The sequence below is a fragment of the Klebsiella oxytoca genome, from assembly GCF_009707385.1.
Taxonomy (GTDB): Bacteria; Pseudomonadota; Gammaproteobacteria; order Enterobacterales; family Enterobacteriaceae; genus Klebsiella; species Klebsiella oxytoca_C.
The window spans coordinates 1,734,548-1,760,678 of sequence record NZ_CP046115.1 but is presented as its reverse complement, the minus strand read 5'-3'; the positions used below and the strand labels follow the sequence as shown (position 1 = coordinate 1,760,678).

Annotated in this window: 24 protein-coding genes; 10 read left to right on the top strand and 14 right to left on the bottom strand. The window is 53.6% G+C overall.

All coding sequences use genetic code 11. From position 1 onward, the window contains the following. Nucleotides 1-20: 20 nt before the first annotated feature. From tolB to cydA, 9 genes are all read right to left on the bottom strand, one after another. Nucleotides 21-1,313, bottom strand: a complete 1,293-nt coding sequence (gene tolB / locus GJ746_RS08145; RefSeq protein WP_154682670.1) for a Tol-Pal system beta propeller repeat protein TolB — start codon at nucleotides 1,311-1,313, stop codon at nucleotides 21-23. Nucleotides 1,314-1,441: 128 nt separating this feature from the next. Beyond that, nucleotides 1,442-2,764: a cell envelope integrity protein TolA gene (gene tolA, locus GJ746_RS08140; RefSeq protein WP_154679738.1), complete on the bottom strand. Its 1,323-nt coding sequence runs from the start codon at nucleotides 2,762-2,764 to the stop codon at nucleotides 1,442-1,444. 105 nt (nucleotides 2,765-2,869) lie between these two features. Beyond that, a complete protein-coding gene (gene tolR, locus GJ746_RS08135; RefSeq protein WP_154679737.1) occupies nucleotides 2,870-3,298 on the bottom strand; it encodes a colicin uptake protein TolR in 429 nt (142 codons plus the stop codon). A gap of 3 nt (nucleotides 3,299-3,301) precedes the next feature. Next, the gene (gene tolQ / locus GJ746_RS08130) at nucleotides 3,302-3,994 is read right to left on the bottom strand and encodes a Tol-Pal system protein TolQ (protein ID WP_014228456.1); all 693 of its coding nucleotides are present in this window, start codon (nucleotides 3,992-3,994) and stop codon (nucleotides 3,302-3,304) included. Further along, nucleotides 3,991-4,395 carry a tol-pal system-associated acyl-CoA thioesterase gene (gene ybgC, locus GJ746_RS08125; RefSeq protein ID WP_154679736.1) on the bottom strand — a complete coding sequence of 135 codons (405 nt, stop codon included), beginning with the start codon at nucleotides 4,393-4,395 and terminating at the stop codon, nucleotides 3,991-3,993. The genes tolQ and ybgC overlap by 4 nt, the downstream gene beginning before the upstream one ends. Nucleotides 4,396-4,544: 149 nt before the next feature. After that, nucleotides 4,545-4,829 (bottom strand): cyd operon protein YbgE, encoded by a 285-nt coding sequence (gene ybgE / locus GJ746_RS08120; protein WP_154679735.1) that lies wholly within the window; start codon nucleotides 4,827-4,829, stop codon nucleotides 4,545-4,547. 130 nt (nucleotides 4,830-4,959) lie between these two features. Then, complete coding sequence (gene cydX / locus GJ746_RS08115) at nucleotides 4,960-5,073, bottom strand: cytochrome bd-I oxidase subunit CydX (protein WP_154679734.1); 114 nt, start codon at nucleotides 5,071-5,073, stop codon at nucleotides 4,960-4,962. Between the two features lie 15 nt (nucleotides 5,074-5,088). Then, a complete protein-coding gene (cydB, locus tag GJ746_RS08110) occupies nucleotides 5,089-6,228 on the bottom strand; it encodes a cytochrome d ubiquinol oxidase subunit II (RefSeq protein WP_154679733.1) in 1,140 nt (379 codons plus the stop codon). A gap of 15 nt (nucleotides 6,229-6,243) precedes the next feature. After that, complete coding sequence (cydA, locus tag GJ746_RS08105) at nucleotides 6,244-7,812, bottom strand: cytochrome ubiquinol oxidase subunit I (RefSeq protein ID WP_154682669.1); 1,569 nt, start codon at nucleotides 7,810-7,812, stop codon at nucleotides 6,244-6,246. Nucleotides 7,813-9,037: 1,225 nt separating this feature from the next. On the opposite strand from cydA, the gene glmS reads away from it, so the two are divergent. The 10 genes from glmS (at nucleotide 9,038) to cobO (ending at nucleotide 20,282) form a co-directional block, all read left to right on the top strand. Then, a complete protein-coding gene (gene glmS, locus GJ746_RS08100) occupies nucleotides 9,038-9,487 on the top strand; it encodes a methylaspartate mutase subunit S (RefSeq protein WP_154679732.1) in 450 nt (149 codons plus the stop codon). Continuing rightward, nucleotides 9,487-10,875: a methylaspartate mutase accessory protein GlmL gene (gene glmL, locus GJ746_RS08095; RefSeq protein WP_154679731.1), complete on the top strand. Its 1,389-nt coding sequence runs from the start codon at nucleotides 9,487-9,489 to the stop codon at nucleotides 10,873-10,875. The genes glmS and glmL overlap by 1 nt, the downstream gene beginning before the upstream one ends. Nucleotides 10,876-10,892: 17 nt before the next feature. Further along, complete coding sequence (locus GJ746_RS08090; protein ID WP_154679730.1) at nucleotides 10,893-12,338, top strand: methylaspartate mutase subunit E; 1,446 nt, start codon at nucleotides 10,893-10,895, stop codon at nucleotides 12,336-12,338. Next, entirely contained in the window at nucleotides 12,338-13,579 is a 1,242-nt protein-coding gene (locus tag GJ746_RS08085) for a methylaspartate ammonia-lyase (RefSeq protein ID WP_154679729.1), read from the top strand. The genes GJ746_RS08090 and GJ746_RS08085 overlap by 1 nt, the downstream gene beginning before the upstream one ends. A gap of 3 nt (nucleotides 13,580-13,582) precedes the next feature. Continuing rightward, complete coding sequence (locus tag GJ746_RS08080; RefSeq protein ID WP_154679728.1) at nucleotides 13,583-14,953, top strand: acyclic terpene utilization AtuA family protein; 1,371 nt, start codon at nucleotides 13,583-13,585, stop codon at nucleotides 14,951-14,953. Beyond that, a complete protein-coding gene (locus tag GJ746_RS08075; protein WP_154679727.1) occupies nucleotides 14,950-15,267 on the top strand; it encodes a DUF4387 domain-containing protein in 318 nt (105 codons plus the stop codon). Before GJ746_RS08080 ends, GJ746_RS08075 begins: the two co-directional genes overlap by 4 nt. Before the next feature lie 364 nt (nucleotides 15,268-15,631). Next, nucleotides 15,632-16,939, top strand: a complete 1,308-nt coding sequence (locus GJ746_RS08070) for a dicarboxylate/amino acid:cation symporter (RefSeq protein WP_154679726.1) — start codon at nucleotides 15,632-15,634, stop codon at nucleotides 16,937-16,939. Nucleotides 16,940-17,013: 74 nt separating this feature from the next. Next, the gene (glsA, locus tag GJ746_RS08065; RefSeq protein ID WP_154679725.1) at nucleotides 17,014-18,006 is read left to right on the top strand and encodes a glutaminase A; all 993 of its coding nucleotides are present in this window, start codon (nucleotides 17,014-17,016) and stop codon (nucleotides 18,004-18,006) included. A gap of 11 nt (nucleotides 18,007-18,017) precedes the next feature. Beyond that, nucleotides 18,018-19,670, top strand: a complete 1,653-nt coding sequence (locus GJ746_RS08060) for a class I fumarate hydratase (protein ID WP_154679724.1) — start codon at nucleotides 18,018-18,020, stop codon at nucleotides 19,668-19,670. Nucleotides 19,671-19,679: 9 nt separating this feature from the next. Beyond that, the gene (gene cobO / locus GJ746_RS08055) at nucleotides 19,680-20,282 is read left to right on the top strand and encodes a cob(I)yrinic acid a,c-diamide adenosyltransferase (protein ID WP_154679723.1); all 603 of its coding nucleotides are present in this window, start codon (nucleotides 19,680-19,682) and stop codon (nucleotides 20,280-20,282) included. 162 nt (nucleotides 20,283-20,444) lie between these two features. On the opposite strand, the gene GJ746_RS08050 is transcribed toward cobO, so the two are convergent. From GJ746_RS08050 to odhB, 5 genes are all read right to left on the bottom strand, one after another. Then, nucleotides 20,445-21,347: a LysR family transcriptional regulator gene (locus GJ746_RS08050; protein ID WP_154679722.1), complete on the bottom strand. Its 903-nt coding sequence runs from the start codon at nucleotides 21,345-21,347 to the stop codon at nucleotides 20,445-20,447. A gap of 383 nt (nucleotides 21,348-21,730) precedes the next feature. Continuing rightward, a complete protein-coding gene (locus GJ746_RS08045; RefSeq protein WP_154679721.1) occupies nucleotides 21,731-22,510 on the bottom strand; it encodes a helix-turn-helix transcriptional regulator in 780 nt (259 codons plus the stop codon). Nucleotides 22,511-22,761: 251 nt separating this feature from the next. Continuing rightward, entirely contained in the window at nucleotides 22,762-23,631 is an 870-nt protein-coding gene (sucD, locus tag GJ746_RS08040; protein ID WP_004100288.1) for a succinate--CoA ligase subunit alpha, read from the bottom strand. Then, nucleotides 23,631-24,797 (bottom strand): ADP-forming succinate--CoA ligase subunit beta, encoded by a 1,167-nt coding sequence (gene sucC, locus GJ746_RS08035; RefSeq protein ID WP_004100286.1) that lies wholly within the window; start codon nucleotides 24,795-24,797, stop codon nucleotides 23,631-23,633. Before sucC ends, sucD begins: the two co-directional genes overlap by 1 nt. 103 nt (nucleotides 24,798-24,900) lie before the next feature. Further along, nucleotides 24,901-26,127, bottom strand: a complete 1,227-nt coding sequence (gene odhB, locus GJ746_RS08030) for a 2-oxoglutarate dehydrogenase complex dihydrolipoyllysine-residue succinyltransferase (RefSeq protein ID WP_154679720.1) — start codon at nucleotides 26,125-26,127, stop codon at nucleotides 24,901-24,903. Between the last annotated feature and the right edge of the window lie 4 nt (nucleotides 26,128-26,131).

Sequence of the window (26,131 nt, the reverse complement as noted above, 5' to 3'; positions counted from 1 at the left end):
TAATAATCAATTATTTATTATCACAGATACGGCGACCAGGCAGGTGATTTTACCTGTCCATCAGTTGCCGGAAGACGCGCTTTGAAACGCCCATCCGTAGAAACCAGATTCAGCACGGATCCCATCCCCTGAGAAGAGCTGTAGATTACCATAGTGCCGTTAGGTGCCAGACTCGGCGTTTCATCTAAAAACGTTGATGACAGAACCTGCACACCACCCGCTTCCAGATCTTGTTTGGCAATGTGCTGCTGACCACCGGCCGAGCTTACCATTACCATAGTTTTACCATCTGCGCTCACGTCCGCGTCCTGGTTTTGTGAACCTTCCCAGGTAATACGCTGCGGCGTGCCGCCATTAATATTGACTTTATACACCTGCGGACGACCGGCCTGGTCGGAGGTGAAGGCCAGGTTCTGGCTATCCGGGAACCAGCTTGGTTCAGTGTTGTTGCTGCGTCCGTTGGTTACCTGACGAATCTGACCAGATCCGAGGTCCATCACGTACAGGTTCAGACTACCGGTTTTTGACAGGGCAAAAGCCAGTTTGCTGCCATCCGGTGAAAACGCCGGCGCGCCGTTATGCTGCGGGAACGAGGCGATCTGACGAACTGAACCATTAGCCAGAGTCTGGACGACCAGCGCAGAACGACCGCTTTCAAAGGTTACGTAGGCCAGCTTCGCGCCGTCCGGAGACCAGGCCGGTGACATCAGCGGCTGGGTGGAACGGTGGACAAGGAACTGGTTGTAGCCATCGTAGTCAGACACGCGCAGCTCGTACGGGAACTGCCCGCCGTTGGTCTGCACGACGTAAGCGATGCGGGTACGGAAAGCACCCTTAATACCGGTCAGCTTCTCAAATACGGCGTCGCTGGCAGCATGCGCAGCATAGCGCAAATACTGCTTAGTAACCTTAAATGAGTTCTGCGCCAGCACGGTACCCGGCGCACCGCCGGTATCAACCAGCTGGTAAGCGACGTTATAAGAACCGTCCGCATTTTGCGTCACCTGACCAACCACGACGGCGTCAATACCCAGCGCAGACCATGCCGCAGGCTGTACTTCCTGAGCGCTACCCGGCTGCTGAGGCAGGCGCGAGCGGTCGAGCGGATTAAACTTACCGCTGTTGCGCAGGTCAGCCGCCACGATACCACCCACATCTTCCGGCGCAGCACCCTGCCCTGCCCACTGGAACGGCACAACGCCGATTGGGCGTGCCGAGTCAACCCCTTGGGTAATCTCGATGCGTACTTCTGCGTGCAGCACCGCCGCCCACAGCATTAAAAAACTAAATGCTACTCGTAATGCCTGCTTCATCATATCTCCCTTATCCAGGCGGAAAGCCCACGATAATTTAGCAGAATATTAACAAACCCAAATACACAAAACTATTAAAACCCTGTGACTACCATAGATTGTTTTTCCCCGCTTGCACGGGGAAAATATCACTGAGGTTTGAAGTCCAGCGGCGCATTTTTGAACACTTCATATACTGCCTGACTAGGCGGTTTTGGGAACTTAGCCTGCCGGGCTGCTGCAAGAGCGGCCTGACAAAGCGCAGGATCCCCACCTTCAGACTGTATATTTAACAACATGCCATCCGGAGCAAGTTTGATACGCAAAGTGCATGTTTTGCCTGAGTAAGACGATGCGTCATAAAACTTACTTTCAATAGCAGATTTTATCTGCCCGGCATAATTGCTGATATCAGCACCTGATGCGCCATTATTTTTAGTACTACCACTCCCGGCGGCAGAAGCATTGTTTCCTTTTGCCCCTCCACCGGTTTTCGGCGCATTCTTACCGGAACTCAGATCACCGAGAAGATCGTCAACGCCGCTGGCTTCTTTAGCCGCGGCAGCTTTCTTCGCGGCGGCTGCCTTAGCGGCGGCGGCTTTAGCGGCTTTATCTGCAGCAGCCTTCTCTGCGGCGGCAGCTTCAGCTGCTGCTGCTTTCTCGGCCGCGGCTTTTTCCGCTGCTGCAGCTTTTTCTGCTGCCGCTTTCTCGGCTGCGGCTTTCTGCGCGGCTGCTTTTTCTGCCGCTTTTTCGGCGGCAGCTTTTTCAGCAGCAGCCTGTTTCGCCGCTTCCTGTTGCGCTTTTTTCTCGGCCTGCTGCTGCGCTTTCTTCTCGGCTTCCTGCTGAGCTTTTTTCGCTGCCTCGGCTTCAGCTTTCTTCTGTGCATCCGCCGCGGCTTTCGCCGCTTCCGCTTCTGCCTGTTTCTTTGCATCGGCCGCCGCTTTCGCCGCAGCCGCTTCGGCGGCTTTTGCCTGAGCATCGGCCTTCGCTTTCGCATCAGCGGCGGCTTTAGCAGCAGCTTCCTGCGCCTCTTTCGCCTGAGCTTCCGCTTTTGCCTTTGCCGCTGCGGCGGCTTTCGCCGCGGCTTCTTCAGCCTGTTTTTGCTGTTCTTTCGCTTCTTTAGCCGCTTCCTGCGCCTGCAGACGCTCCTGTTCCAGCTGTTTTAGCCGTTCCTGCTCGGCAGCCTGCTTTTCACGTAGCTCTTCCGCCTGCTGCTGAGCCTGCTTTTCACGCTGCTCGGCGGCGCGGCGGGCGCTGGCCTGCTGCTGCTGTTGGCGGTCATAATTCTTAACAACCGCCCCCGGATCGACCATTACCGCATCTATAGAAGAACCCCCGCCGCCGCCGGCAGAAGCGTCCAGATGCTCGTCAAACGAACTCCAGATCAGCAGCGCTATCAATACGATGTGCAGCGCGACTGAAACTATGATCGCTCGTTTAAGCTTGTCGTTTTGTTCGGTTGCCTTTGACACTATCGGTTCCCAAAAACTGTTCGCCTGTTCCCGCTATTTTACGTTAGCCTGGAGACGCTTTTGTCCCAAAGCTGACATTTTGACGGGCGTGCATATTGCGAGCGATTAGATCGGCTTGGTCATCAAGCCAACCGATTTAACCCCTGCGCTATGCAACAGGTTAAGCGCTTTAATAATCTCATCGTAAGGTACTTCTTTAGCACCACCGATCAGGAATACCGTTTTCTCGTTCGCCTCAAGTCGACGCCTGGCTTCGGCAATGACCTGCTCCGGCGGCAGCTGCGATAGCGTTTCCGGGCCAATTTTCAGGTTGTACTGCCCTACTCCGGAAACCTCAACGATCACCGGCGGCTCATCGTTGCTTTTTACCGCCTGTGATTCCGTCGCGTCCGGTAGATCGACCTCTACGCTCTGCGTAATGATCGGCGCTGTCGCCATAAAGATCAGCAACAGCACCAACAGGACATCCAGCAGCGGAACGATGTTGATCTCGGACTTCAGTTCGCGACGTCCGCGTCCACGTGCTCTGGCCATGGCTTACCCCTTATTGCTTTCGCTGCTGGTAAACGCCTGACGGTGCAGAATGGCGGTGAACTCTTCCATAAAGTTGTCGTAGTTCAGCTCGAGTTTGTTTACGCGCTGGTTCAGACGGTTATAGGCCATAACCGCCGGGATTGCGGCGAAGAGACCAATTGCGGTCGCAATCAGCGCTTCTGCGATACCCGGTGCCACCATTTGCAGCGTCGCTTGTTTTACCGCACCCAGCGCGATAAAAGCGTGCATGATCCCCCATACGGTACCAAACAGGCCGATATACGGACTGATAGAACCTACCGTGCCGAGGAACGGGATATGCGTCTCCAGAGTTTCCAGCTCGCGATTCATCGAGATACGCATGGCGCGCGATGCCCCTTCAACAATGGCTTCCGGCGCATGGCTGTTGGCACGATGCAGACGGGCAAACTCTTTGAAACCGCTGTAGAAGATTTGTTCCGAACCGGTCAGATTATCGCGACGACCCTGGCTTTCCTGATACAGACGAGAAAGCTCAATACCGGACCAGAACTTATCTTCAAACGCTTCAGCCTCGCGTGACGCCGAATTGAGAATACGCGTTCTCTGAATAATGATGGCCCAGGAGGCGATGGAAAAACAAACTAAAATCAACATGATAAGTTTAACCAGAAGGCTCGCCTTCAGGAACAAATCAAGGATATTCATCTCAGTCACTGCTTAAACTCCGCGACAATAGACTTGGGAAGCGCACGAGGCTTCATTAAGAGTGGATCAACGCACACGATCAGAACCTCAGCTTCATTCAAAACGACGTTCTCTGCGTTGACGATTCGCTGCGTGAAAACCAGGGAAGTACCGCGCATTGCGGTGATCTCCGTCTGGATTTCGAGCATGTCGTCGAGTCTGGCGGGCGCAAAATATTCCAGAGTCATTTTGCGAACCACAAAGGCAACTCGTTCAGCCAGCAAAACCTGTTGGCTGAAGTGATGATGGCGCAGCATCTCTGTGCGTGCTCTTTCATAGAAAGCGACGTAGCTGGCGTGGTAAACCACACCACCGGCGTCGGTATCTTCGTAATAGACCCGAACCGGCCATCGAAACAGCGTTGTATTCACTTTACATCCCGGTAATGCAACAAAAGGTTAGAGCTTTCAAACTTCGCTACTATACGCGCGGGAATCGTGGTTTGGAATGGGGGAAAGTAAACGACGAGTAAATTTTTATGGGCTTATGCAAGCCCATATGGTTAACAGAGAGTTCTTATTCAAAAGAAGAAAAAAAACAGGCCCACAACGAGCACAATATCGGCGATAAGCGGACAAAAAAATCCTTGCCAGTGAATGGCGCGCGGACGGAAGCCCACGCCGTGGATAACACCGGCGCAAACCGCCCACATCAGCAGGAAACCGTGCCAGATTTCCAGTTCGCTGGTTTTTGCCGCGAAACGCGACGGATCCCAGAAGATGCAGCCCGCTAACGCCAGCGCCATCAATAAGGAAAGCGCCCTTAACGGGCGCTTGTCCATTATCGCATACATATACTTTATCATTCACGTCGCCTCTTTGTTGGCTACATCCGCTTACCCCAGTCACTTACTGGTGTAAGTGACTGGGGATTCACAGACCTGCCGCCTCGATGCAACCCGAATGATTTCGTATATCGCATCACGATAATACTCATCAGTGTTCTTCTTTACCTGCTTTGGTGGCTTCCACCTGCTCAAGCGCCAGCGCGGTAATCACCCCAAAGGCACAAGCAAGAAGCGTTCCCAAAATCCATGCGAAATACCACATATATAGCTCCTTACCTTAGTACAGCGAGTGGGTGTTCTTTTCGATGTCTTCGCGGGTGATGCGACCGAACATTTTCCAGTAACACCAGGCGGTGTAGGCCAGAATAATCGGTACGAAGATAATCGCCACGTAAGTCATCAGGTTCAGCGTCAGCTGGCTGGAAGTCGCATCCCACATGGTCAGGCTCGCGTTAATCGCCGTGCTTGATGGCATAATGAACGGGAACATCGCGATGCCTGCGGTCAGAATGATGCACGCCAGGGTCAACGAGGAGAACAGAAACGCCCATGCGCCTTTATCTGCTTTAGTCGAGATGACGGTCAGCAGCGGCAGCGCTACGCCCAGAGCAGGAATCGCCCACAGCGCTGGCATGTTGTTAAAGTTCACCATCCACGCACCGGCTTCACGCGCAACTTCTTTGGTCAGCGGGTTAGACGGGCCAGTATGATCCAGTACGGATTTCACCACATAGCCGTCAATACCGAAGTAAACCCAAACGCCCGCCAGCGCGAAGCAGACCAGCGTAACCAGTGCAGCTACCGTAGAAACGGAACGGGTGCGCAGGTGCAGTTCGCCAACGGTACGCATCTGCAGATAAGTCGCGCCCTGGGTCAGGATCATCGCCACGCTGACAATACCGGCCAGCAGTCCAAACGGATTGAGCAGCTGGAAGAAATTGCCGGTGTAGTACAGACGCAGATATTCATCTACGTGGAACGGGACGCCCTGCAGCAGGTTGCCGAATGCCACGCCAATCACCAGCGGCGGCACGAAGCTCCCGACGAAAATGCCCCAGTCCCACATATTACGCCAGCGGGTATCTTCAATCTTCGAGCGGTAGTCAAAACCGACCGGGCGGAAGAATAAAGACGCCAGCACCAGGATCATTGCCACATAGAAGCCGGAAAACGCTGCGGCGTAGACCATCGGCCAGGCGGCAAACAGCGCGCCGCCCGCGGTGATCAGCCACACCTGGTTTCCGTCCCAGTGCGGAGCAATGGAGTTGATCATAATTCGACGCTCGGTGTCGTTACGACCGAGGAAACGGGTGAGCATCCCCACCCCCATGTCGAAGCCATCGGCGACAGCGAAACCAATCAGCAGAATGCCTATCAGCAGCCACCAGATAAAACGCAATACTTCATAATCGATCATTTGACGACTCCTGTCTTAGCGTGCCGACTGAATAGCCGCAGAGGACTGTTCAAAGTGATAGCGACCGGTTTTCAGGCTGCTTGGTCCTTTACGGGCAAACTTGAACATAAGGAACAGTTCGGCCACCAGGAACAGCGTGTACAGGCCACAGATCAGCACCATTGAGAAGATCAGGTCGCCCGCAGTCAGCGACGAGTTCGCTACAGCAGTTGGCAGCACCTCACCGATAGCCCACGGCTGACGGCCATACTCGGCAACAAACCAGCCCGCTTCAACGGCAATCCACGGCAGCGGCAGGCCGTAGAACGCGGCGCGCAGCAGCCATTTTTTCTCACCAATGCGGTTACGAATAACGGTCCAGAAAGCGGCACCGATAATCAGCAGCATCAGCACGCCACACGCCACCATGATGCGGAAGGCGAAGTAGAGCGGCGCAACGGCAGGAATGGAGTCTTTGGTTGCCAGGGCTATCTGCTCTTCCGTCGCGTCTGCGACGTTTTCGGTATAGCGTTTCAGCAGCAGACCGTAGCCAAGATCTTTCTTAACGTCGTTAAACCGATCGCGAATGCTCTGGTCGGTTGAACCCGCGCGCAGCTGTTCCAGCAGCGAGTACGCTTTCATCCCGTTACGGATACGCTCTTCGTGCTGAACCATCAGATCTTTCAGGCCGGTTACCTGCTTATCTACAGAGCGGGTCGCAATAATGCCCAGCGCATACGGGATCTGAATCGAGAAGTGGTTCTCTTGCGCATTCTGATCGGGAATACCAAACAGGGTAAAGGCCGCCGGAGCTGGCTGAGTTTCCCATTCCGCTTCAATAGCCGCCAGTTTGGTTTTCTGCACGTCGCCCATTTCGTAGCCGGATTCATCACCCAGAACGATAACGGAGAGGATTGCCGCCATGCCGAAGCTCGCTGCAATCGCAAAAGAGCGCTTCGCAAAAGCAAAGTCGCGACCTTTGAGCATATACCAGGAGCTGATGGCAAGAATGAACATCGCGCCGGTCACGTAGCCAGACGCTACGGTATGAACGAACTTAACCTGAGCCACCGGGTTCAGAACCAGCTCGGCAAAGCTGACCATCTCCATACGCATGGTTTCAAAGTTGAAGTCCGACGCAATCGGGTTCTGCATCCAGCCGTTAGCGACCAGAATCCACAGGGCCGAGAGGTTGGAGCCCAGCGCCACCAGCCAGGTAACGGCCATGTGCTGAACCTTGCCCAGACGATCCCAACCGAAGAAGAACAGACCTACAAAGGTAGATTCGAGGAAGAAGGCCATTAAACCTTCAATGGCCAGCGGCGCACCGAAGATATCGCCCACGTAGTGAGAGTAGTAAGACCAGTTAGTCCCGAACTGGAACTCCATGGTAAGACCGGTTGCGACACCCAGAGCAAAGTTGATACCAAACAACTTGCCCCAGAACTTGGTCATATCTTTATAAATCTGTTTGCCGGAAAGGACGTAGACCGTTTCCATGATGGCCAGCAGGAACGCCATACCAAGCGTCAGCGGCACAAACAGGAAGTGGTACATCGCGGTCAAGGCAAACTGTAAGCGCGACAGTTCGACTATATCTAACATCATGACTCCTTGCTCATCGCATGAAGACTCCGAGAGTGAACCCCGTTAGAAAGGGTCACACGCATGCCCCAATACAAATTTATTTGCTTCCCCTCGGAACTGCCGTTTCCTCAACTCAAAAAAACGGCAGCGCTGAGAAGTTACAAACATGTTAACAAAACATCCAAATTGATCCCGTGATTATATTACGCTGCAAAACCCTTACAATAAATAGGTTTTTATTGTGATAAATTTGCAGTTTTCGACAGCGATCAATTTATAGCGAAAATACCAGATTTCGGTCAATTTGATCCGCGACAATTTAACTCCATTTCGCGATCTTTTCCAAGTTTTAAACATTGATTTAAATCAATTTTCATTTTAAATGTTAATTATGTTTACCGAGTGAAACGCTGGTGAACACTAGGTTAACGATATGTTTTTCAACGGTATCATCGGTTACTGAAAATGATAGCCCATTTATTTAAACGCGGAGGGGAATTTAATGAGCCGGACGCGGGCAGGTAAAATGTGACCATAAACGGATAATGTCGCATAGCTCACAGAATTTTTTTAGCAAGTTGTCGACATATATTTTTTGCTTATTACATTTATCATTATATTCACCTTTAATTAACACACTCGCGTAACTATCTCATTATCAAGTAAGTCCCGTGCACATTGAGCCGCTTCTTTGGCTAGTGACGGTCCCCCTTCCCTTCATAACCCGCGTCTGTAACATGCGCTTTTTTCTGGTGCCGGGAAGAACTCGCCTGGCCTGAACGCGCTCATCAACAAAAATGAAATATAAAACATACAAATCGTCATTTTATATCTTTAATCTTACAAATAGCTGTTTATGCATATAAAAACCCGCGCAAAAATTCCGTTACCATGCTCACATAAAAATTCAAAGAAATGTATTTAATCTTTATTATCAAAAGTAAAAAATCGTCCAAAATAAAATAAGATCTTGCTCACAAAGATCGCAATATATTTATTTGGCAGAGATGAATATTAATAAATCACGATATAAGAAACCAACATAACACATTGATAAACATGATATTTATAAACAAAAACCTAAAATAAGAGTTTTTTGAATGATATTCTGAAAATAGATCATTTGCTTCCCGCCTGTGAACCAAAGACACTCCAGCCCTATTAAAAGGCAGCTCACGCAGCTGCTGCAAAATATCAGCAGTCGTTTTTATTTTTATACCATCAGCCCTACAGAGGATTACCCATGAAGAAATCAACACTTGTTATTGGCGTCATTGGTGCTGACTGCCATGCAGTAGGCAATAAAGTCCTGGACCGCGTTTTTACTGCCCATGATTTTCGCGTAATCAATCTGGGCGTGATGGTCAGCCAGGACGAATACATCGATGCTGCCATTGAAACCGGCGCGGATGCCATCGTCGTGTCGTCGATTTACGGCCACGGCGACATCGACTGCCTGGGGCTGCGCGAACGCTGCATCGAACGGGGTATCGGCGATATTCTTCTCTATGTTGGCGGTAACCTGGTGGTCGGTAAACACGATTTTGCCGACGTCGAAGCTAAATTCAAAGAGATGGGTTTCAACCGCGTATTTGCCCCAAGCCACGATCTCGAAGATGTCTGCCTGCTAATGGCAAACGATATCAACCAGCGCCATGGCATTGAACAGCAGTGTCTGGAAGAGGCTATCTGATGCAAACCGTCTCTGTCGATATCGGCTCGACGTGGACCAAAGCGGCCCTCTTCGCGCAGGAGGGAGATGAGCTTACGCTGGTAAACCACGTTCTGACCCCGACCACTACCCATCACCTGGCCGAGGGCTTTTTTGCCAGCCTCAACCAGGTGCTCAACGTAGCCGATGCGCGCCCATTGCTGAACAACGGTGACGTGACGTTGAAATACTCCTCATCAGCAAAAGGCGGCCTTGCCGTCGCCGCGATGGGACTGGTGCCGTCTATCACTCTGGAATCAGCAAAAGTTACCGCTCACTCGGCGGGAGCCAAAATCGCACAATACTACTCGTACAAACTCAATCGCCACGATATTCAGGAACTGGAAGCCACGCCGCCGGATATTCTGCTGTTTACCGGCGGCACAGACGGCGGTGAAGAGAGCTACGGGCTGGCCAACGCCCACGCGCTGGCGGAGTCAAAGCTCGACTGCGCCATTATCTATGCCGGAAACCGTGATATTCAGGACGAAGTCCAGACGATCCTTGGGCACAAAGATCTGACGACGGTAGACAACATTCTGCCCGATCTCGATCACCCGAATCCGTACGCAGCCCGCAAGGCAATTTGCGATCTCTTTTTATCCCGCATCGTCAAAGGGAAAGGCCTGGACGTTATTGTTGCTGAAACCGGCGAAGAGCCGATGCCAACGCCGTGGACCGTCTTTGAACTGGTGAAAACTATCAGTAATTACGACAGCGCGTGGAAAGAGTTCATGCTGATCGACATGGGCGGCGCCACTACCGATGTCTACTCCGCCTGCGCCAACACGCTCTCACCGGATACCGTTCTGCACGGCGTGCCAGAACCCTTTGTAAAACGCACGGTGGAAGGCGATCTCGGTATGCGTGTCTCAGCGGTGGTTGTCGGTGAAAGCGCGCGGGAGCTGGTGAACGTCGTCTTTGCCCATCAGCCGCAGCGTCAGGAAGCCTTTTACCGCTATTTACGTCATCTGGTTGCCCAGCCGGATTATCTGCCCGCTAACGAGGAGGAAAAGTATTTCGATACCGTCCTCGCCGGGCTGTGCGTCGGCTACGCCAGCGAACGCCATGCGGGTACCAAAAAGCAGGTCTGCACCTGCGTGGGCAACATTGATTTGCAGATGGGGCGCGATCTGACCACGGTACGTAAAGTCGTGGGCTCCGGCGGATGGCTCTCCCGGGCCAGCCGGTTCCCCCTCCACAGCTGGTTGAAATACCGCGAGCTGGACGACGACGGCAGACGCATTCTCTTACCCACCCAGTTTGAATATTACCGCGATGCAAAAGGCCTGCTTCCGCTGCTGGCAAACGTTGCCAGACTCTATCCCGAGCTCGCCGCCCGCACCAGCATTCACTGTTTAACCCTATAAAATGAAGGCAGCTACGAATGGAACTTCGAAATAAAAAATTAACCCACGACGAATTCATGACCGAGCGGCATCAGGTATTGCAGACCTGGCATACCGGCAAAGACGTTGAGCACTTCGAAGATGGCGTGAAGTACCAGCAAACCATTCCTGAGAAAAAACGCTTTTCTCACGCTCTGCTGAAGGCCGACCAGGAAGGTAAAACCCTGAGCCAGCCCCGGGCGGGCGTGGCGCTGATGGATGAACATATTGAGCTGCTCAAAACGCTGCAGGCAGAGTGTGACCTGCTGCCCAGCACTATCGATGCCTATACCCGTCTTAATCGCTATGAAGAGGCGGCGGTGGGGATCCAGAAATCTATCGAGGCAGGAACGTCCAAACTAAACGGTTTGCCGGTGGTTAACCACGGCGTCGCAGCCTGCCGCCGGATGACCGAAGCGCTGGAAAAACCGGTTCAGGTGCGCCACGGCACGCCGGATGCGCGCCTGCTGGCGGAAATCTCCATGGCCAGCGGATTTACCAGCTATGAAGGCGGCGGTATCTCCTACAACATTCCTTACGCCAAGCGCGTCACTCTGGAAAAATCGATTCGCGACTGGCAGTACTGCGACCGTCTGATGGGCCTGTACGAAGAGCACGGGATCCGCATCAACCGCGAACCGTTCGGCCCGCTGACCGGTACCCTGATCCCGCCGTTTATGTCCCACGCGGTAGCTATCATCGAAGGCCTGCTGGCGCTGGAACAGGGCGTCAAGTCCATTACCGTCGGCTACGGCCAGGTTGGCAGCCTGACGCAGGATATCGCGGCGATTCAGTCCCTTCGCGAACTCTCCCACGAGTACTTCGGCAACTATGGATTCGACGATTACGAACTGAGCACCGTTTTCCACCAGTGGATGGGCGGCTTCCCGGAAGATGAAGCGAAAGCATTCGCTATTATCTCCTGGGGCGCAGCGGTGGCCGGTATGGCCGGCGCAACCAAAGTGATCACCAAAAGCCCGCACGAAGCGTTCGGGATTCCGACTGCAGCAGCGAATCTTCAGGGACTGAAAGCGTCTCGCCAGATGCTCAATATGGTTAGCGATCAGAAATTCCTCCCCTGCGCCGCCGTTGAGCAGGAAGTGGAGCTGATTAAAAGCGAAGTCCGCGCGGTGCTGAAGAAAGTTTTCGAGCTGGGCAACGGCGATATAGCCCGCGGTACGGTACTGGCTTTTGAAGCGGGGGTGCTGGACGTGCCTTTCGCCCCGGCGTCCTGCAACGCAGGCAAAATCCTGCCGGTTCGCGACAATGCTGGTGCGATTCGCGTACTCGAGGCCGGTGCGGTACCGCTGCCGAAAGACATCCTCGCCCTGCACCACGATTACGTCGCCGAGCGTGCGCATTTTGAAGGACGCAAACCCTCATTCCAGATGGTTGTTGATGACATCAACGCGGTATCCCACAGTAAATTAATAGGAAGACCATAATGAAAATTAAACAGGCCCTTTTCACCGCTGGCTACTCCTCATTCTATTTTGACGATCAGCAGGCGATTAAAAACGGCGCGGGTCATGATGGATTTATTTATACCGGTGCGCCGGTAACGCCAGGCTTTACCTCGATCCGCCAGGCGGGAGAATGCGTTTCGGTTCAGCTGATTCTGGAAAACGGCGCGGTAGCGGTCGGCGACTGCGCCGCCGTCCAGTACTCCGGCGCGGGCGGCCGCGATCCGCTGTTTCTGGCGGAGAACTTTATCCCGTTCCTCAACGATCATATTAAGCCGCTGCTGGAAGGCCGCGATGTCGATACCTTCCTGCCGAACGCCCGCTTCTTCGACAAGCTGCGGATTGACGGCAATCTGCTGCACACCGCCGTTCGCTATGGGCTTTCCCAGGCGCTGCTCGATGCCACCGCGCTGGCCAGCGGTCGCCTGAAGGCAGAGGTAATTTGTGACGAATGGCAGCTGCCGTGCATTCCGGAGGCTATTCCATTATTCGGTCAGAGCGGAGATGACCGCTACATCGCCGTTGACAAGATGATCCTCAAAGGCGTTGACGTCCTGCCGCATGCGCTGATTAACAACGTTGAAGAGAAACTGGGTCTGCAAGGTGAAAAACTACGTGAGTACGTACGCTGGCTATCTGACCGCATCTTAAGCCTGCGCGCCAGCCCGCGCTATCACCCAACGCTGCATATCGACGTCTACGGCACCATCGGCCTGATTTTCGATATGGACCCCGTTCGCTGCGCCGAATATATCGCCAGCCTGGAGAAAGAGGCCCAGGGCCTGCCGCTCTACATAGAAGGCCCGGTAGATGCGGGTAATAAAGCGGACCAGATCCGTATGCTGACCGCCATTACCAAAGAACTGACGCGCCTGGGCTCCGGGGTGAAAATTGTCGCCGACGAGTGGTGTAACACCTACCAGGATATCGTGGATTTCACCGACGCCGGTAGCTGCCACATGGTGCAAATCAAAACGCCGGATCTCGGTGGTATTCATAACATTGTGGACGCGGTGCTGTACTGCAACAAACACGCGATGGAAGCCTATCAGGGCGGTACCTGCAACGAAACCGAAATCAGCGCCCGCACCTGCATTCACGTCGCGCTGGCCGCGCGCCCAATGCGTATGCTGATCAAGCCGGGCATGGGCTTCGATGAAGGTCTCAATATCGTGTTTAACGAAATGAACCGCACCATCGCGCTGTTGCAGACTAAGGATTAAAAGATGGCTCGTACCTTTAAAATCTTATCGCCAACCGCGATCCTGGGCTATGGCTTCCCGGAAGAGAGCTTTCGTAAGGCCATGGAAGAGTCGCCGGATCTGATTGCCGTTGACGCCGGCTCGTCCGATCCCGGCCCCCACTACCTGGGGGCAGGTAAACCCTTCACCGACAGAGCCGGAGTCAAACGCGATCTGCGCTATATGATCGTCGCTGGCGTAAAAAACAACATTCCGGTGGTGATCGGCACCGCCGGCGGATCCGGCGCGGCGCCGCATCTTGAGTGGTGTCGGCAGATAATCCTCGAGATCGCCCGCGAGGAGCAACTCTCCTTCTCGCTGGCGCTGATCCCGTCGGACGTCGAGAAAGAGATTGTTCATCAGGCGCTGGATAACGGCAAAATTACCGCTCTCGACTTTGTGCCGGCGCTGACCCACGAGGCAATTGCCGAGAGTACCTATATCGTTGCCCAGATGGGAATCGAACCCTTCCAGCGGGCGCTGGAGGCCGGTGCGCAGGTGGTGCTGGGCGGTCGCGCCTACGATCCGGCCTGCTTCGCGGCGCTGCCGATCATGAAGGGCTTTGATGAAGGTCTGGCCCTGCACTGCGGCAAAATTCTCGAGTGCGCGGCCATTGCCGCCACGCCAGGATCCGGCTCCGACTGCGCGATGGGGATTATCGACGACCACGGCTTTACGCTGAAAACGTTTAATCCGCAGCGCAAGTTCACTGAAACCTCGGCAGCGGCGCACACGCTATATGAGAAGTCCGATCCGTACTTTCTGCCGGGACCCGGCGGCGTGCTGAACCTGAAAGAATGCAGCTTCAAAGCGGTGAACGACGGCGAGGTTTACGTCAGCGGTTCCCGTCACGAAGAGACGCCCTACGCGCTGAAGCTGGAAGGCGCGCGTCAGGTAGGTTTTCGCTGTCTGACTATAGCCGGAACCCGCGACCCGATAATGATTGCCGGGATTGATAAAATTCTCGAAGAGGTGCAGGCCAGCGTCGCGCGCAACCTTTCGCTGAATGATGACAGCATCCGTATGACCTTCCATCTGTACGGTAAGAACGGCGTGATGGGCAATCATGAACCGATAAAAACCGCTGGTCACGAACTGGGCATTTTGCTCGATGTCGTTGCGCCAACCCAAGATATCGCCAACAGCGTCTGCTCGCTGGTGCGCTCTACCCTGTTGCACTACGGCTATGAAAATCGCATTGCGACCGCGGGCAATCTCGCCTTCCCGTTCTCGCCTTCCGATATTCAGAGCGGCCCGGTGTATGAGTTCTCAATTTATCACCTGATTGAAGCCAGCGACGCGCTGCGGTTTGACTTCCATCTCGAACAGGTGACGCCGGAAGGAGTTCAGCCATGAAACAATCCATATGCTCGCTGGCGCAGGTTATTCGCTCCAAAAACGCCGGACCGTATGAACTGGTTTTGGATATTTTATTTAAAACCCGGGAGGATTATCAGCGGGTAAAACGTTCTGAGCAATTAACCCCGCAGCTTATTGCCGACTTATATAACGTGAAGCCTGATTTTATTCATCGCATAGTCTGGTTTGATCCGGCCAACGCGGTAAAAATCGTCATGCCACGCGATATTATTTCCGGCAACGTTGGCGACAATGATGTTTATGGCGCGCAGCAGCATGCGCCGTTATTAAGTATTGAGTTCGATTTTTAATTCTATATCCAATGGCTTTCGAGTCGCATTGAGGCGGCAGCTGAGAGACAAATTCGTCAGGAACGAATTTGAACAGCCGGAGGCTGCCTTCGGTGAGGGACATGGGTGTCCCTCATTCATCCCCAGGAGCGTATATCAGTACGTGACCGGGGTGAGCAAAGGCAGCCAACAAAAATGCAGCTTGAAAGACGACGGATATAAAAAGATAACAACATCCATTGGCATACAGGATTTCGCTGTATCACTGTATTCCAGATAATTTATGCGGTTGGTCACGACAGGCGCACGCTTGAGCGGTTAGCAGGCTCAGGCGTGCGCTGCCCTACAACACTTCACCGACTAACCCTGTTCCGATGGAGTAAACATGAAAAAAATAAGTTTAACCAAAATGATCATATTAGGCCTGATACTCGGCATGATTGCCGGGGTAGCTATTAATAATATGGTGTCGGCAGATACAGCAAAATCATATGCCCAGGATATTTCTATTTTTACCACCATATTTTTACGTATGGTAAAAATGATTATCGCCCCGCTGGTTATATCAACGCTGGTGGTTGGCATAGCTAAAATGGGCGATGCGAAAACACTCGGGCGTATATTCTCCAAAACTTTTTTCCTGTTTATTTGCGCTTCGCTGCTGTCGATTGCGCTGGGTCTGGTCATCGTCAATCTGTTCCAGCCAGGCGCAGGGATTAACTTCGTCGCCCACGATGCCGGAGCCGTGGCTGCCGTCCAGTCCGAGCCCTTCACGCTAAAAGTCTTTATCTCTCACGCGGTACCAACCAGCATCATTGATGCGATGGCGCGCAATGAAATCCTGCAAATCGTGGTGTTCTCCATTTTTCTCGGCTGCAGCCTGGCGGCTATCGGCGAAAAAGCCGAGCCCATCGTTAAGGTGCTTGATTCGCTGGTTCACGTGATGCTGAAGCTGACGGGCTACGTCATGCTGTTTGCCCCCCTCACCGTTTTCGCCGCCATTTCCGGGCTAATTGCCGAACGCGGTCTGGGCGTGATGGTCAGCGCCGGGATCTTTATGGGCGAATTCTACCTGACGCTGGGCATGCTGTGGGCGATCCTGATTGGCCTGTCGGCGATGATTGTTGGTCCGTGCATCAGTCGTCTGACCAAAGCGATTCTCGAACCTGCCCTGCTGGCTTTCACCACCTCCAGTTCAGAAGCCGCGTTCCCCGGCACGCTGGATAAGCTGGAAAAATTTGGCGTCTCTTCCAAAATTGCCAGCTTCGTCCTGCCCATCGGTTACTCCTTTAACCTGGTCGGCTCCATGGCCTACTGCTCGTTTGCCACCGTCTTCATTGCGCAGGCGTGCAACATAGAGCTGAGCATGGGCGAGCAGATCACCATGCTGCTTATTCTGATGCTGACCTCAAAAGGGATGGCGGGCGTGCCGCGCGCATCGATGGTGGTTATCGCCGCGACGCTCAACCAGTTCAACATTCCTGAGGCCGGCCTGATCCTGCTGATGGGCGTGGATCCGTTCCTTGATATGGGCCGTTCAGCCACCAACGTGATGAGTAACGCCATGGGCGCCGCCATCGTTGGCCGCTGGGAAGGCGAGCATTACGGGGAAGGCTGCCGCGGCACCGCTCCGGTCAAAAAACCGGAACAGGAGCGCCCTGCCAGAGAAACGTCCGAAGTGGCGATGTCCTGACGGCAAAACGGAATTGAACCCCAGGCCGGATCTGTCCGGCCCGGTTGCTCCCAATCATTCCAACAGGACACACTATGAACGTTAAATTTCTCGGCTCCTGTATCTTAACCGCCAGCCTGTTGTTTAGCGCCGGCGCGCTGGCGCAGGACTATGCCGCGATTATCGAGCAGGCGCACCAGAAGTATAAAAATAATCGCGACGGCAAAGTCGCCGACTACATCCCTGCCCTGGCGAGCTACAGCCCGGATAATTTCGCCATAACGCTCGCCACGGTCGAAGGCAAAATTTACCAGGCCGGAGATGTGAAAAAAGCTTTTCCGATGGAGTCCCTGAGCAAAGTCTTCACCCTCGCGCTGGCTATGGAACAGCGCGGGCCACAGGAAGTGCTGGATAAACTCGGCGCCAATGCTACCGGCCTGCCCTTTAACTCCGGCTTAGCCCTGGAGCTCACGAAAGGCGCAGCGGAGAACCCGTTAGTTAACGCCGGCGCCATGAGCACAGTAAGCCTGATCGAAGCGCAAAACAAAACCGATCGCTGGAACAAAATCCTCAACAACCTCAACGCCTGGGCCGATAGCGCGCTGAGCGTTAACGAGCCGGTATTTAAATCCGAAATGGAAACCAACCAGCATAACCAGGCGCTGGCGATGCTGATGAAATCCTATAACCGCTTTTATGGCGATCCCCAGGAGGCCGTCGAAATCTATACCCGCCAGTGCTCGGTAGATATCACCGTTGAACAGCTAGCCAAAATGGGGGCGGTGCTCGCCAATCAGGGCAAATCGCCGTTCAACGGCAAACAGTTGCTGAATGCGAACTACGTCCCACAGGTGCTGGCGGAAATGGCCATTGCCGGACTGTACGACGGCAGCGGCAAATGGCTCTACACCGTCGGTATCCCGGCGAAATCAGGCGTTGGCGGCGGGATGGTAGCCGTGGTTCCCGGACAGTACGCCATCGCAGTCTACTCCCCTCCGCTGGATGAAGCCGGTAACAGCGTCCGCGCCCAGCAGACCATTGAATACGTCGCAGATGCGACGCGGGCCAATCTCTTTTTAGCGAAATAGTGAGAAGTAAAATGTCCAAACCTTTTGTCTGGCAGGAACTTTTTGTTCAGAGTAACGATAATACCGAATATGAATTACTCACTACTCAACACGTGAAGGTGACAGAATTAGACGGGGAAGAAGTCATCAAGGTTGCGCCGGAGGCGTTAACCTTGCTGGCTCAGCAGGCATTTTATGAGGCTTCATTTTTCCTGCGCGCCGGGCACTTAAAACAGATCGCCAGCATCCTCCACGACCCGCAGGCCAGCAGCAACGATAAATACGTTGCACTGCAGCTGCTGCGCAACGCCGAAGTGTCAGCAAAAGGCGTCCTGCCAAACTGCCAGGATACCGGAACCGCAACCGTCGTGGCGAGCAAAGGCCAGAACATCTGGACCGGCGGCAACGACGCAGAAGCTCTCAGTCAGGGTATCTACGCCACCTTTCAGGACAACAATTTACGCTATTCGCAAAATGCTCCCCTGGATATGTACACCGAGGTAAACACTCAAACCAACCTGCCCGCGCAGATTGACATCAGCGCCACGCCGGGCAGCGAATACCGTTTCCTGTTCGTCAATAAAGGCGGCGGCTCGGCGAACAAAGCGGCGCTATTCCAGGAAACAAAATCTATTCTGCAGCCGGAAAAACTCACCGCCTTCCTGATAGAAAAGATGAAAGCATTGGGTACCGCCGCCTGTCCGCCGTATCATATTGCCTTTGTGGTGGGCGGCCTCTCAGCGGATCAAGCATTGAAGGTGGCCAAGCTGGCCTCGACAAAATATTACGACAACCTGCCCACCAGCGGAAACGAGCTGGGCCAGGCATTTCGCGATACCACTCTGGAAACCACGCTGCTTAAAGCCAGCCGCGAGTTCGGCATCGGCGCGCAGTTTGGCGGCAAGTACTTCGCCCACGATATTCGCGTAATTCGTCTGCCGCGGCACGGCGGTTCATGCCCTATCGCGATGGCCCTCTCCTGCTCCGCCGACCGAAATATCAAAGCCAAAATCAACAAGCACGGCATCTGGCTGGAGAAGCTGGAACATAACCCGGGCAAGTTTATTCCCGATTCTCATCGCATTGAAAACGGGGCGCAGACCGTCCAGCTTGATTTGAACCGGCCGCTGCGTGAAGTTCTGCGCGACATGTCAAGTCTGCCCGTCGGCACCCGGCTTTCCCTGAGCGGCCCCATTGTCGTCGCCCGCGACATCGCCCATGCCAAAATCAAAGCGCGCCTGGATAACGGCGAACCGATGCCGGAATATATGCGTAATCATATCGTCTATTACGCGGGCCCGGCGAAGACGCCGAATAATCTGGCCTGCGGATCGCTCGGCCCCACCACCGGCGGACGGATGGATGGGTACGTCGATGCTTTCCAGGCAGCGGGCGGTAGTCTGATCATGCTCTCTAAAGGCAACCGTAGTCAGCAGGTAACCGAAGCCTGCCATAAACACGGCGGCTTTAATCTCGGCAGCATCGGCGGCGCGGCGGCCCTGCTGGCGCAGCAATATGTCAAAAGTCTACGCTGTCTTGAGTATCCGGAGCTGGGAATGGAAGCGGTATGGATGATGGAAGTCGAAAACCTGCCTGCGTTTGTGCTGGTCGATGATAAAGGAAATAACTTCTTCAGCCAGTTCGAACAGCAGCATCGCTGCGCAACCTGTCCAGCAGGACATTAAGGAGCTTTTATGCACGCGCGAGGAAATCCTGATCGCCACCGTCAACGCCAGCAAAAGCTGAAAGCGCAGGTTGATACCCGCGTGGCGGCGGCAACCGAGCAAAAAGGGATCCTGATAATCTTCACCGGTAACGGCAAAGGTAAATCCACCGCCGCTTTTGGCACCGCAACGCGCGCCGTCGGGCATGGTAAAACCGTTGGCGTTGCCCAGTTTATTAAAGGCCAGTGGGATAATGGTGAATACAATACTCTGCATCCTCTCGGCGTTGAGTTTCACATTATGGGCACCGGCTTTACCTGGGAAACGCAAAACAGAGAAGCGGATATTCAGGCGGCATCGGCGATATGGCAGGAGAGCAAGCGCATGCTGGCCGACCCGCGCTACGATCTGTTGGTACTGGATGAGCTTACGTATATGCTGGCGTATCGCTACCTGGATACTCAGGAAGTGCTGGCCGCAATCGTGAATCGCCCGCCGCAGCAGAACGTGATTGTCACCGGCCGCGGCTGCCATGCACGGCTGCTTGAGCTTGCCGATACGGTAAGCGAACTGCGTCCGGTAAAGCACGCCTTCGACAGCGGCATTCAGGCGCAGGCGGGAATCGACTGGTAGTTTTACCCGGCTCGCGCTGCGCTTAGCCGGGCTACCAAACCCGAGCGCCTCGCAAATTGGGTAGTTGGGTAGCCCGGCTAAGGCGTTTACGCCGCGAGCCGGGAAGAGGGAAAGCCAGCCGTCGGGTATGGACACCGTCCTCTGTGGCCGGACAACGCGCCGTCAGGCAGCCGACACCACCGATTTTTGCAGCAGCCACTCGCGGAATACCTGTAAATGACGTGATTCCGCTTTATCCGCCTGCCAGGTCATAATGAAGCGGTTTCCGGTGCGGATCGGTACATCGCAGGGAATCACCATCTCACCGCTATCCAAATCGTGTTGAATGGCAAAGCGCGGTAGTAGCGCCACTCCCAGATTCGAACGCACCGCCGCTATCAGCATTGAGAGCAGATCAAAGCGCGGACCGATATTGATCTGAGGACTAGTGATATTCGATAGCGCAAACCACTCCTGCCAACCGTGGATCCGCGTACTCTGATGCAGCAGCGGAAACTCGCCTAAAAGCTCCTCCACCGCCAGCTTTTGCCCGGGGTCGGACAGCAGTCCGCAGCCGCATACCGGCAGAATTTCCTCCTCAAACAGATACTCAACCTCAGACCATGGCGAGCAAAAATCCTCGCGCATAATGGCGGCATCGTATTCTCGGCTAAGAAAATCGCCCGTATTCGCCAGCGAATGAATATTAACGATGATACCAGGATGTAATTTATTAAATTCGCGCAGATTGGGGATCAGCCAGTGGGTGCTAAAGGTGGGATTGACGGCCAGTTCAAGAACCTGCACCGTAGGTTGCCAGGTCATAATTGAATTGGTATCACGTTCCAGCTTGTTAAGCGTTTCCTTAACGATAGCTAAATAATGCTTGCCAGCCGCATTTAAAAAAATCCTTTTTTTAGCATGGTTAAATAATGACGTATGGAGGAAATCCTCCAGCGCCGTGACTTGTCGGAACACAGCGCTTTGTGTTAAAGCCAACTCTTCTGCTGCTCGAGTATAACTTTCGTGGCGAGCCACAACCTCAAAGGTCACCAGTAATTCAGTTTTAGGTATTTTTCCTCTCATAACGTCTTCCATTTACGGCGTGCAAAAAATTGTTTAATTGATAAAAAAAGCGCGCAAGGACATCAGATTAGCCCCGGGTGTTATATTTTATTTTACCTGCAGGTGTCATTGATCTATTCCATGATTAATGCATACTATCATTGATCAAATAATAACCAATAATACCCGGAGGCTACAATAAACACAATTTAAACAATGTGATTGCCATGCAAATAACAGCCATAAGTTGTCAATATTTTTTCACGTTAACTTGTTTATTTGCGAAGCTAGTCTGAGGAAAATGGAATTTAATTACCCACTAGCGTGTAGATATTAAAATTTTCCGCGATCGGGCACACACTATGAATGCTCTAGGAAAAATCTGAATCACCTTTAATCGGCTGTTAATTAACTTGTGCTGAACGCGTCGAGAGACAGTGTTCGCGGAACGACTGCGGAGTGGTACGATGGGCCGAGCGAAACACCCGACAAAAATAGCTGGTTTGTGCAAACTGAAGCTTACGCGCTACGCTGTCTATAGAATAATCCGGATCGCCAAGCAGTTCTCCGGCGCGCTGCATTTTCCGTTGCATAACCCAGCGCTTGAAATTGACTCCCTGACGTTTTTTAAAAAAACGGCTAAAGTAATTGGCACTCAAACAGACATGGGCGGCTACCGACTCCAGAGACAGCTCATCATATAAATGCTCATCAATATAGCGTAATGCTGCCATTAGTTTTTTTTCATGCGCCAGTTTTTTCGCATAATAAAAATCGGCCTCGTGTCGCCATTTCCCAGATTCTCTCTCATTTTTTTCTGCGGCTGCCGAGATATTATTCACGATAAAATGAAGTAATCTTATTGCCGCCGACCGATGATTATTATCACTGGCATTTCGATGGTCACAAACTATATATCCTGATAATTTATCGCGATGAATCAGCGGTAGTGAAAAGTAATTTAATCCGGCATAACAGTCAGGTAAACGGTCATCCGCCCCTTTAATCACCTTAGCCTCCAGCCCCGTTGCCCGGGAAAAAACCTCGGCCAGTAAGCTAAAATTATCAAATTGTTCATTCATTATCTTTAGCGTCACGTTATTCTCCACCATCCTTTGTGAGCGCTTAATATGCAGAAAATTATGGAGAAAAAGGATGATGCCAGACGCAAAAAATAATCTCATTTAAACAGATGAATATGATAAAAATGCATGTTCACCGGCGCCGTTTTACGGCAGCACAGCGCAGACGAGTTGCACTGCCGCCCGCTATTCCGATACCGACAATGACCTTGCCGAAAGCGCTATTCGTTAGCTGAAAGCGAGGGAGGAAAGCTAAATGACAGACAAAAAAAAGACCATCATCAGATGGCCAACCATGTCGAAACTGGACCAGCCCTTGGCCATGCAGAAAGCCAGGGCTGTTTTTTTACTTCTTACTTAATAACGGTTTTCAGCGCTTCGCCGATATCGGCCAGGCTGCGAACGGTTTTCACGCCTGCGGCTTCGAGAGCGGCGAATTTCTCATCCGCAGTCCCTTTACCACCGGCAATGATCGCGCCCGCGTGGCCCATACGCTTGCCTTTCGGCGCGGTCACGCCGGCGATGTAGCCGACAACCGGTTTGGTCACGTGATCTTTGATGTAAGCAGCCGCTTCTTCTTCCGCGCTACCGCCGATCTCACCGATCATCACGATCGCTTCGGTCTGCGGATCTTCCTGGAACAGCTTCAGGATATCGATGAAGTTGGAGCCCGGGATCGGGTCGCCGCCGATGCCCACGCAGGTGGACTGGCCGAAGCCATAGTCGGTGGTCTGCTTAACCGCTTCATAGGTCAGGGTACCGGAACGGGAAACGATGCCCACTTTACCCGGCTGGTGAATGTGGCCCGGCATGATGCCGATTTTGCATTCGCCCGGCGTGATCACGCCCGGGCAGTTCGGCCCGATCATACGCACGCCAGCTTCGTCCAGCTTCACTTTCACAGTCAGCATATCCAGCGTCGGGATACCTTCAGTAATGGTGATAATCAGCTTAATGCCTGCATCGATAGCTTCCAGGATGGAGTCTTTGCAGAACGGCGCCGGAACGTAGATAACGGATGCGGTCGCACCGGTGGCTTCTACCGCTTCGCGCACGGTGTTGAACACCGGCAGGCCCAGATGAGTGGTGCCGCCTTTGCCCGGCGTAACGCCGCCAACCATCTGCGTACCGTAAGCGATGGCTTGTTCAGAGTGGAATGTACCCTGGCTACCGGTGAAGCCCTGGCAGATAACCTTGGTATCTTTATTAATTAAAACGGACATTATTTCCCCTCCACTGCGGCAACAACCTGCTGAGCTGCATCCGTCAGACTTTTCGCTGCAATAATATTCAGGCCGCTGTCAGCCAGTTTCTTCGCGCCCAGTTCGGCGTTGTTACCTTCCAGACGGACCACTACCGGGACGTTAACGCCCACTTCAGCCACCGCGCCGATGATGCCGTCGGCAATCAGGTCACAGCGTACGATACCGCCGAAGATGTTAACCAGAACCGCTTTAACGTTGTCATCAGAGAGGATGATTTTGAACGCTTCGGTGACGCGCTCTTTAGTTGCGCCGCCGCCAACGTCGAGGAAGTTAGCCGGTTCGCCGCCGTGCAGCTTAACGATGTCCATGGTACCCATCGCCAGGCCCGCGCCGTTAACCATGCAACCGATGTTGCCGTCCAGCGCAACGTAGTTCAGCTCCCACTGTGCCGCCTGAGCTTCACGCGGATCTTCCTGCGACTGATCGCGCATTTCGCGCAGATCCGGCTGGCGGAACAGCGCGTTGCCATCAGCGCCCAGTTTGCCGTCGAGGCAGATCAGGTCGCCCTGCTTAGTAATAACCAGCGGGTTAATTTCGATTAGCGCCAGATCGCGCTCAAGGAAAATGGTCGCCAGACCCATAAAGATTTTGGTGAACTGCTGAACCTGCTTACCTTCCAGACCCAGTTTAAATGCCAGTTCACGTCCCTGATAAGGCATCGGGCCCGCCAGCGGATCAAGAGCGATTTTGTGGATCAGGTGTGGAGTTTCTTCCGCCACTTTTTCAATTTCCACGCCGCCTTCGGTAGAGGCCATAAAGACCACGCGACGGGAGCTACGGTCAACTACCGCGCCCAGGTACAGCTCTTTATCGATATCGGTCGCCGCTTCAACCAGAATCTGGTTAACCGGCTGGCCGTTTGCATCTGTCTGGTAGGTTACCAGGCGTTTGCCCAGCCAGTGTTCAGCAAATGCGCGAATGTCTTCTTTGCTTTTAACTACTTTCACACCGCCCGCTTTGCCGCGGCCACCAGCGTGAACCTGACATTTCACTACCCACGGACCCGCGCCGATTTTTGAAGCGGCTTCTTCTGCTTCACGCGGAGTAGTACAGGCATAACCCACCGGCGCCGGTAAGCCATAGCGGGCAAAGAGTTGTTTTGCCTGATATTCATGTAAGTTCATGTGTTCAGTCCATCCTTCAGGGAATAATTATCTTTAAACCTGTAGGCCTGATAACGGCGCTGACGCATGTTATCCGGCCTACGGTAGGTAATACTCTTGCTGACTACACGTCCAGCAGCAGACGAGTCGGGTCTTCCAGCAGCTCTTTAATCGCTACCAGGAAGCCTACCGATTCACGTCCGTCGATCAGACGGTGGTCGTAGGAGAGCGCCAGGTACATCATCGGCAGAATTTCCACCTTACCATTCACCGCCATCGGACGGTCTTTAATGGCATGCATACCCAGAATCGCGCTCTGCGGCGGGTTGATGATCGGCGTGGACATCAGCGAACCGAATACGCCGCCGTTGGTAATGGTGAAATTACCGCCGGTCAGATCGTCTACGGTCAGCTTGCCGTCGCGGCCTTTTACTGCCAGCTCTTTAATTCTCTTCTCGATATCCGCCATGCCCAGCAGGTCAACGTCACGCAGAACCGGGGTCACCAGGCCACGCGGCGTGGAGACCGCCATGCTGACGTCGAAGTAGTTGTGATACACCACGTCATCGCCATCGATAGAAGCGTTCACTTCCGGATAGCGCTTCAGCGCTTCAACCACCGCCTTCACGTAGAAGGACATAAAGCCCAGGCGAATACCGTGACGTTTTTCAAACGCGTCGCCGTACTGCTTACGCAGATCCATAATCGGCTTCATGTTGACTTCGTTGAAGGTCGTCAGCATGGCGGTGGAGTTTTTCGCCTCCAGCAGACGCTCGGCAACGCGCTTGCGCAGGCGGGTCATCGGCACGCGTTTTTCAGAACGATTGCCCAGCTGCGGAGCCGCAGCAGCGGCAGCGGCTGGCGCAGCGGCCGGCGCTTCAGCTTTTGCCGGTGCGCTCGCCAGATGTTTTTCAACGTCTTCACGGGTCAGACGGCCGCCAACGCCGGTGCCTTTAATAGCTGCCGCGTCGAGGCTATGCTCCGCCAGCAGACGGCGGATTGCCGGGCTCAGCGCATCGTTATTTTGCTCTTCCAGAGAAGCCTGCTGGCGCTGGGCCGGAGTAGACTCTTTAGCATCTGCTTTAGCGCCGGACTCTTTGCCGGAGCTGTTACCTTCACGCAGGCGGCCCAGGATCTGACGTGAAAGCACGGTGGCGCCTTCATCTTCAATCACTGCATCCAGAATGCCATCCGCTGAAGCCGGCACTTCCAGTACCACTTTGTCAGTTTCGATTTCTACCAGCACTTCGTCACGGACAACCGCATCACCCGGTTTTTTATGCCAGGTAGCAACCGTTGCGTCAGCTACGGACTCAGGCAGGTCGGGAACCAGAATATCTACGCTACTCATTATG

Coding starts and splice junctions, on each gene's coding strand:
- tolB (WP_154682670.1), bottom strand. CDS start 1,313: ATGAAGCAGGCATTACGAGTAGCATTTAGTTTTTTAATGCTGTGGGCG.
- tolR (WP_154679737.1), bottom strand. CDS start 3,298: ATGGCCAGAGCACGTGGACGCGGACGTCGCGAACTGAAGTCCGAGATC.
- ybgE (WP_154679735.1), bottom strand. CDS start 4,829: ATGATAAAGTATATGTATGCGATAATGGACAAGCGCCCGTTAAGGGCG.
- cydX (WP_154679734.1), bottom strand. CDS start 5,073: ATGTGGTATTTCGCATGGATTTTGGGAACGCTTCTTGCTTGTGCCTTT.
- cydB (WP_154679733.1), bottom strand. CDS start 6,228: ATGATCGATTATGAAGTATTGCGTTTTATCTGGTGGCTGCTGATAGGC.
- cydA (WP_154682669.1), bottom strand. CDS start 7,812: ATGTTAGATATAGTCGAACTGTCGCGCTTACAGTTTGCCTTGACCGCG.
- glmS (WP_154679732.1), top strand. CDS start 9,038: ATGAAGAAATCAACACTTGTTATTGGCGTCATTGGTGCTGACTGCCAT.
- glmL (WP_154679731.1), top strand. CDS start 9,487: ATGCAAACCGTCTCTGTCGATATCGGCTCGACGTGGACCAAAGCGGCC.
- GJ746_RS08090 (WP_154679730.1), top strand. CDS start 10,893: ATGGAACTTCGAAATAAAAAATTAACCCACGACGAATTCATGACCGAG.
- GJ746_RS08085 (WP_154679729.1), top strand. CDS start 12,338: ATGAAAATTAAACAGGCCCTTTTCACCGCTGGCTACTCCTCATTCTAT.
- GJ746_RS08080 (WP_154679728.1), top strand. CDS start 13,583: ATGGCTCGTACCTTTAAAATCTTATCGCCAACCGCGATCCTGGGCTAT.
- GJ746_RS08075 (WP_154679727.1), top strand. CDS start 14,950: ATGAAACAATCCATATGCTCGCTGGCGCAGGTTATTCGCTCCAAAAAC.
- GJ746_RS08070 (WP_154679726.1), top strand. CDS start 15,632: ATGAAAAAAATAAGTTTAACCAAAATGATCATATTAGGCCTGATACTC.
- glsA (WP_154679725.1), top strand. CDS start 17,014: ATGAACGTTAAATTTCTCGGCTCCTGTATCTTAACCGCCAGCCTGTTG.
- GJ746_RS08060 (WP_154679724.1), top strand. CDS start 18,018: ATGTCCAAACCTTTTGTCTGGCAGGAACTTTTTGTTCAGAGTAACGAT.
- cobO (WP_154679723.1), top strand. CDS start 19,680: ATGCACGCGCGAGGAAATCCTGATCGCCACCGTCAACGCCAGCAAAAG.
- GJ746_RS08050 (WP_154679722.1), bottom strand. CDS start 21,347: ATGAGAGGAAAAATACCTAAAACTGAATTACTGGTGACCTTTGAGGTT.
- GJ746_RS08045 (WP_154679721.1), bottom strand. CDS start 22,510: ATGAGATTATTTTTTGCGTCTGGCATCATCCTTTTTCTCCATAATTTT.
- sucD (WP_004100288.1), bottom strand. CDS start 23,631: ATGTCCGTTTTAATTAATAAAGATACCAAGGTTATCTGCCAGGGCTTC.
- sucC (WP_004100286.1), bottom strand. CDS start 24,797: ATGAACTTACATGAATATCAGGCAAAACAACTCTTTGCCCGCTATGGC.
- odhB (WP_154679720.1), bottom strand. CDS start 26,127: ATGAGTAGCGTAGATATTCTGGTTCCCGACCTGCCTGAGTCCGTAGCT.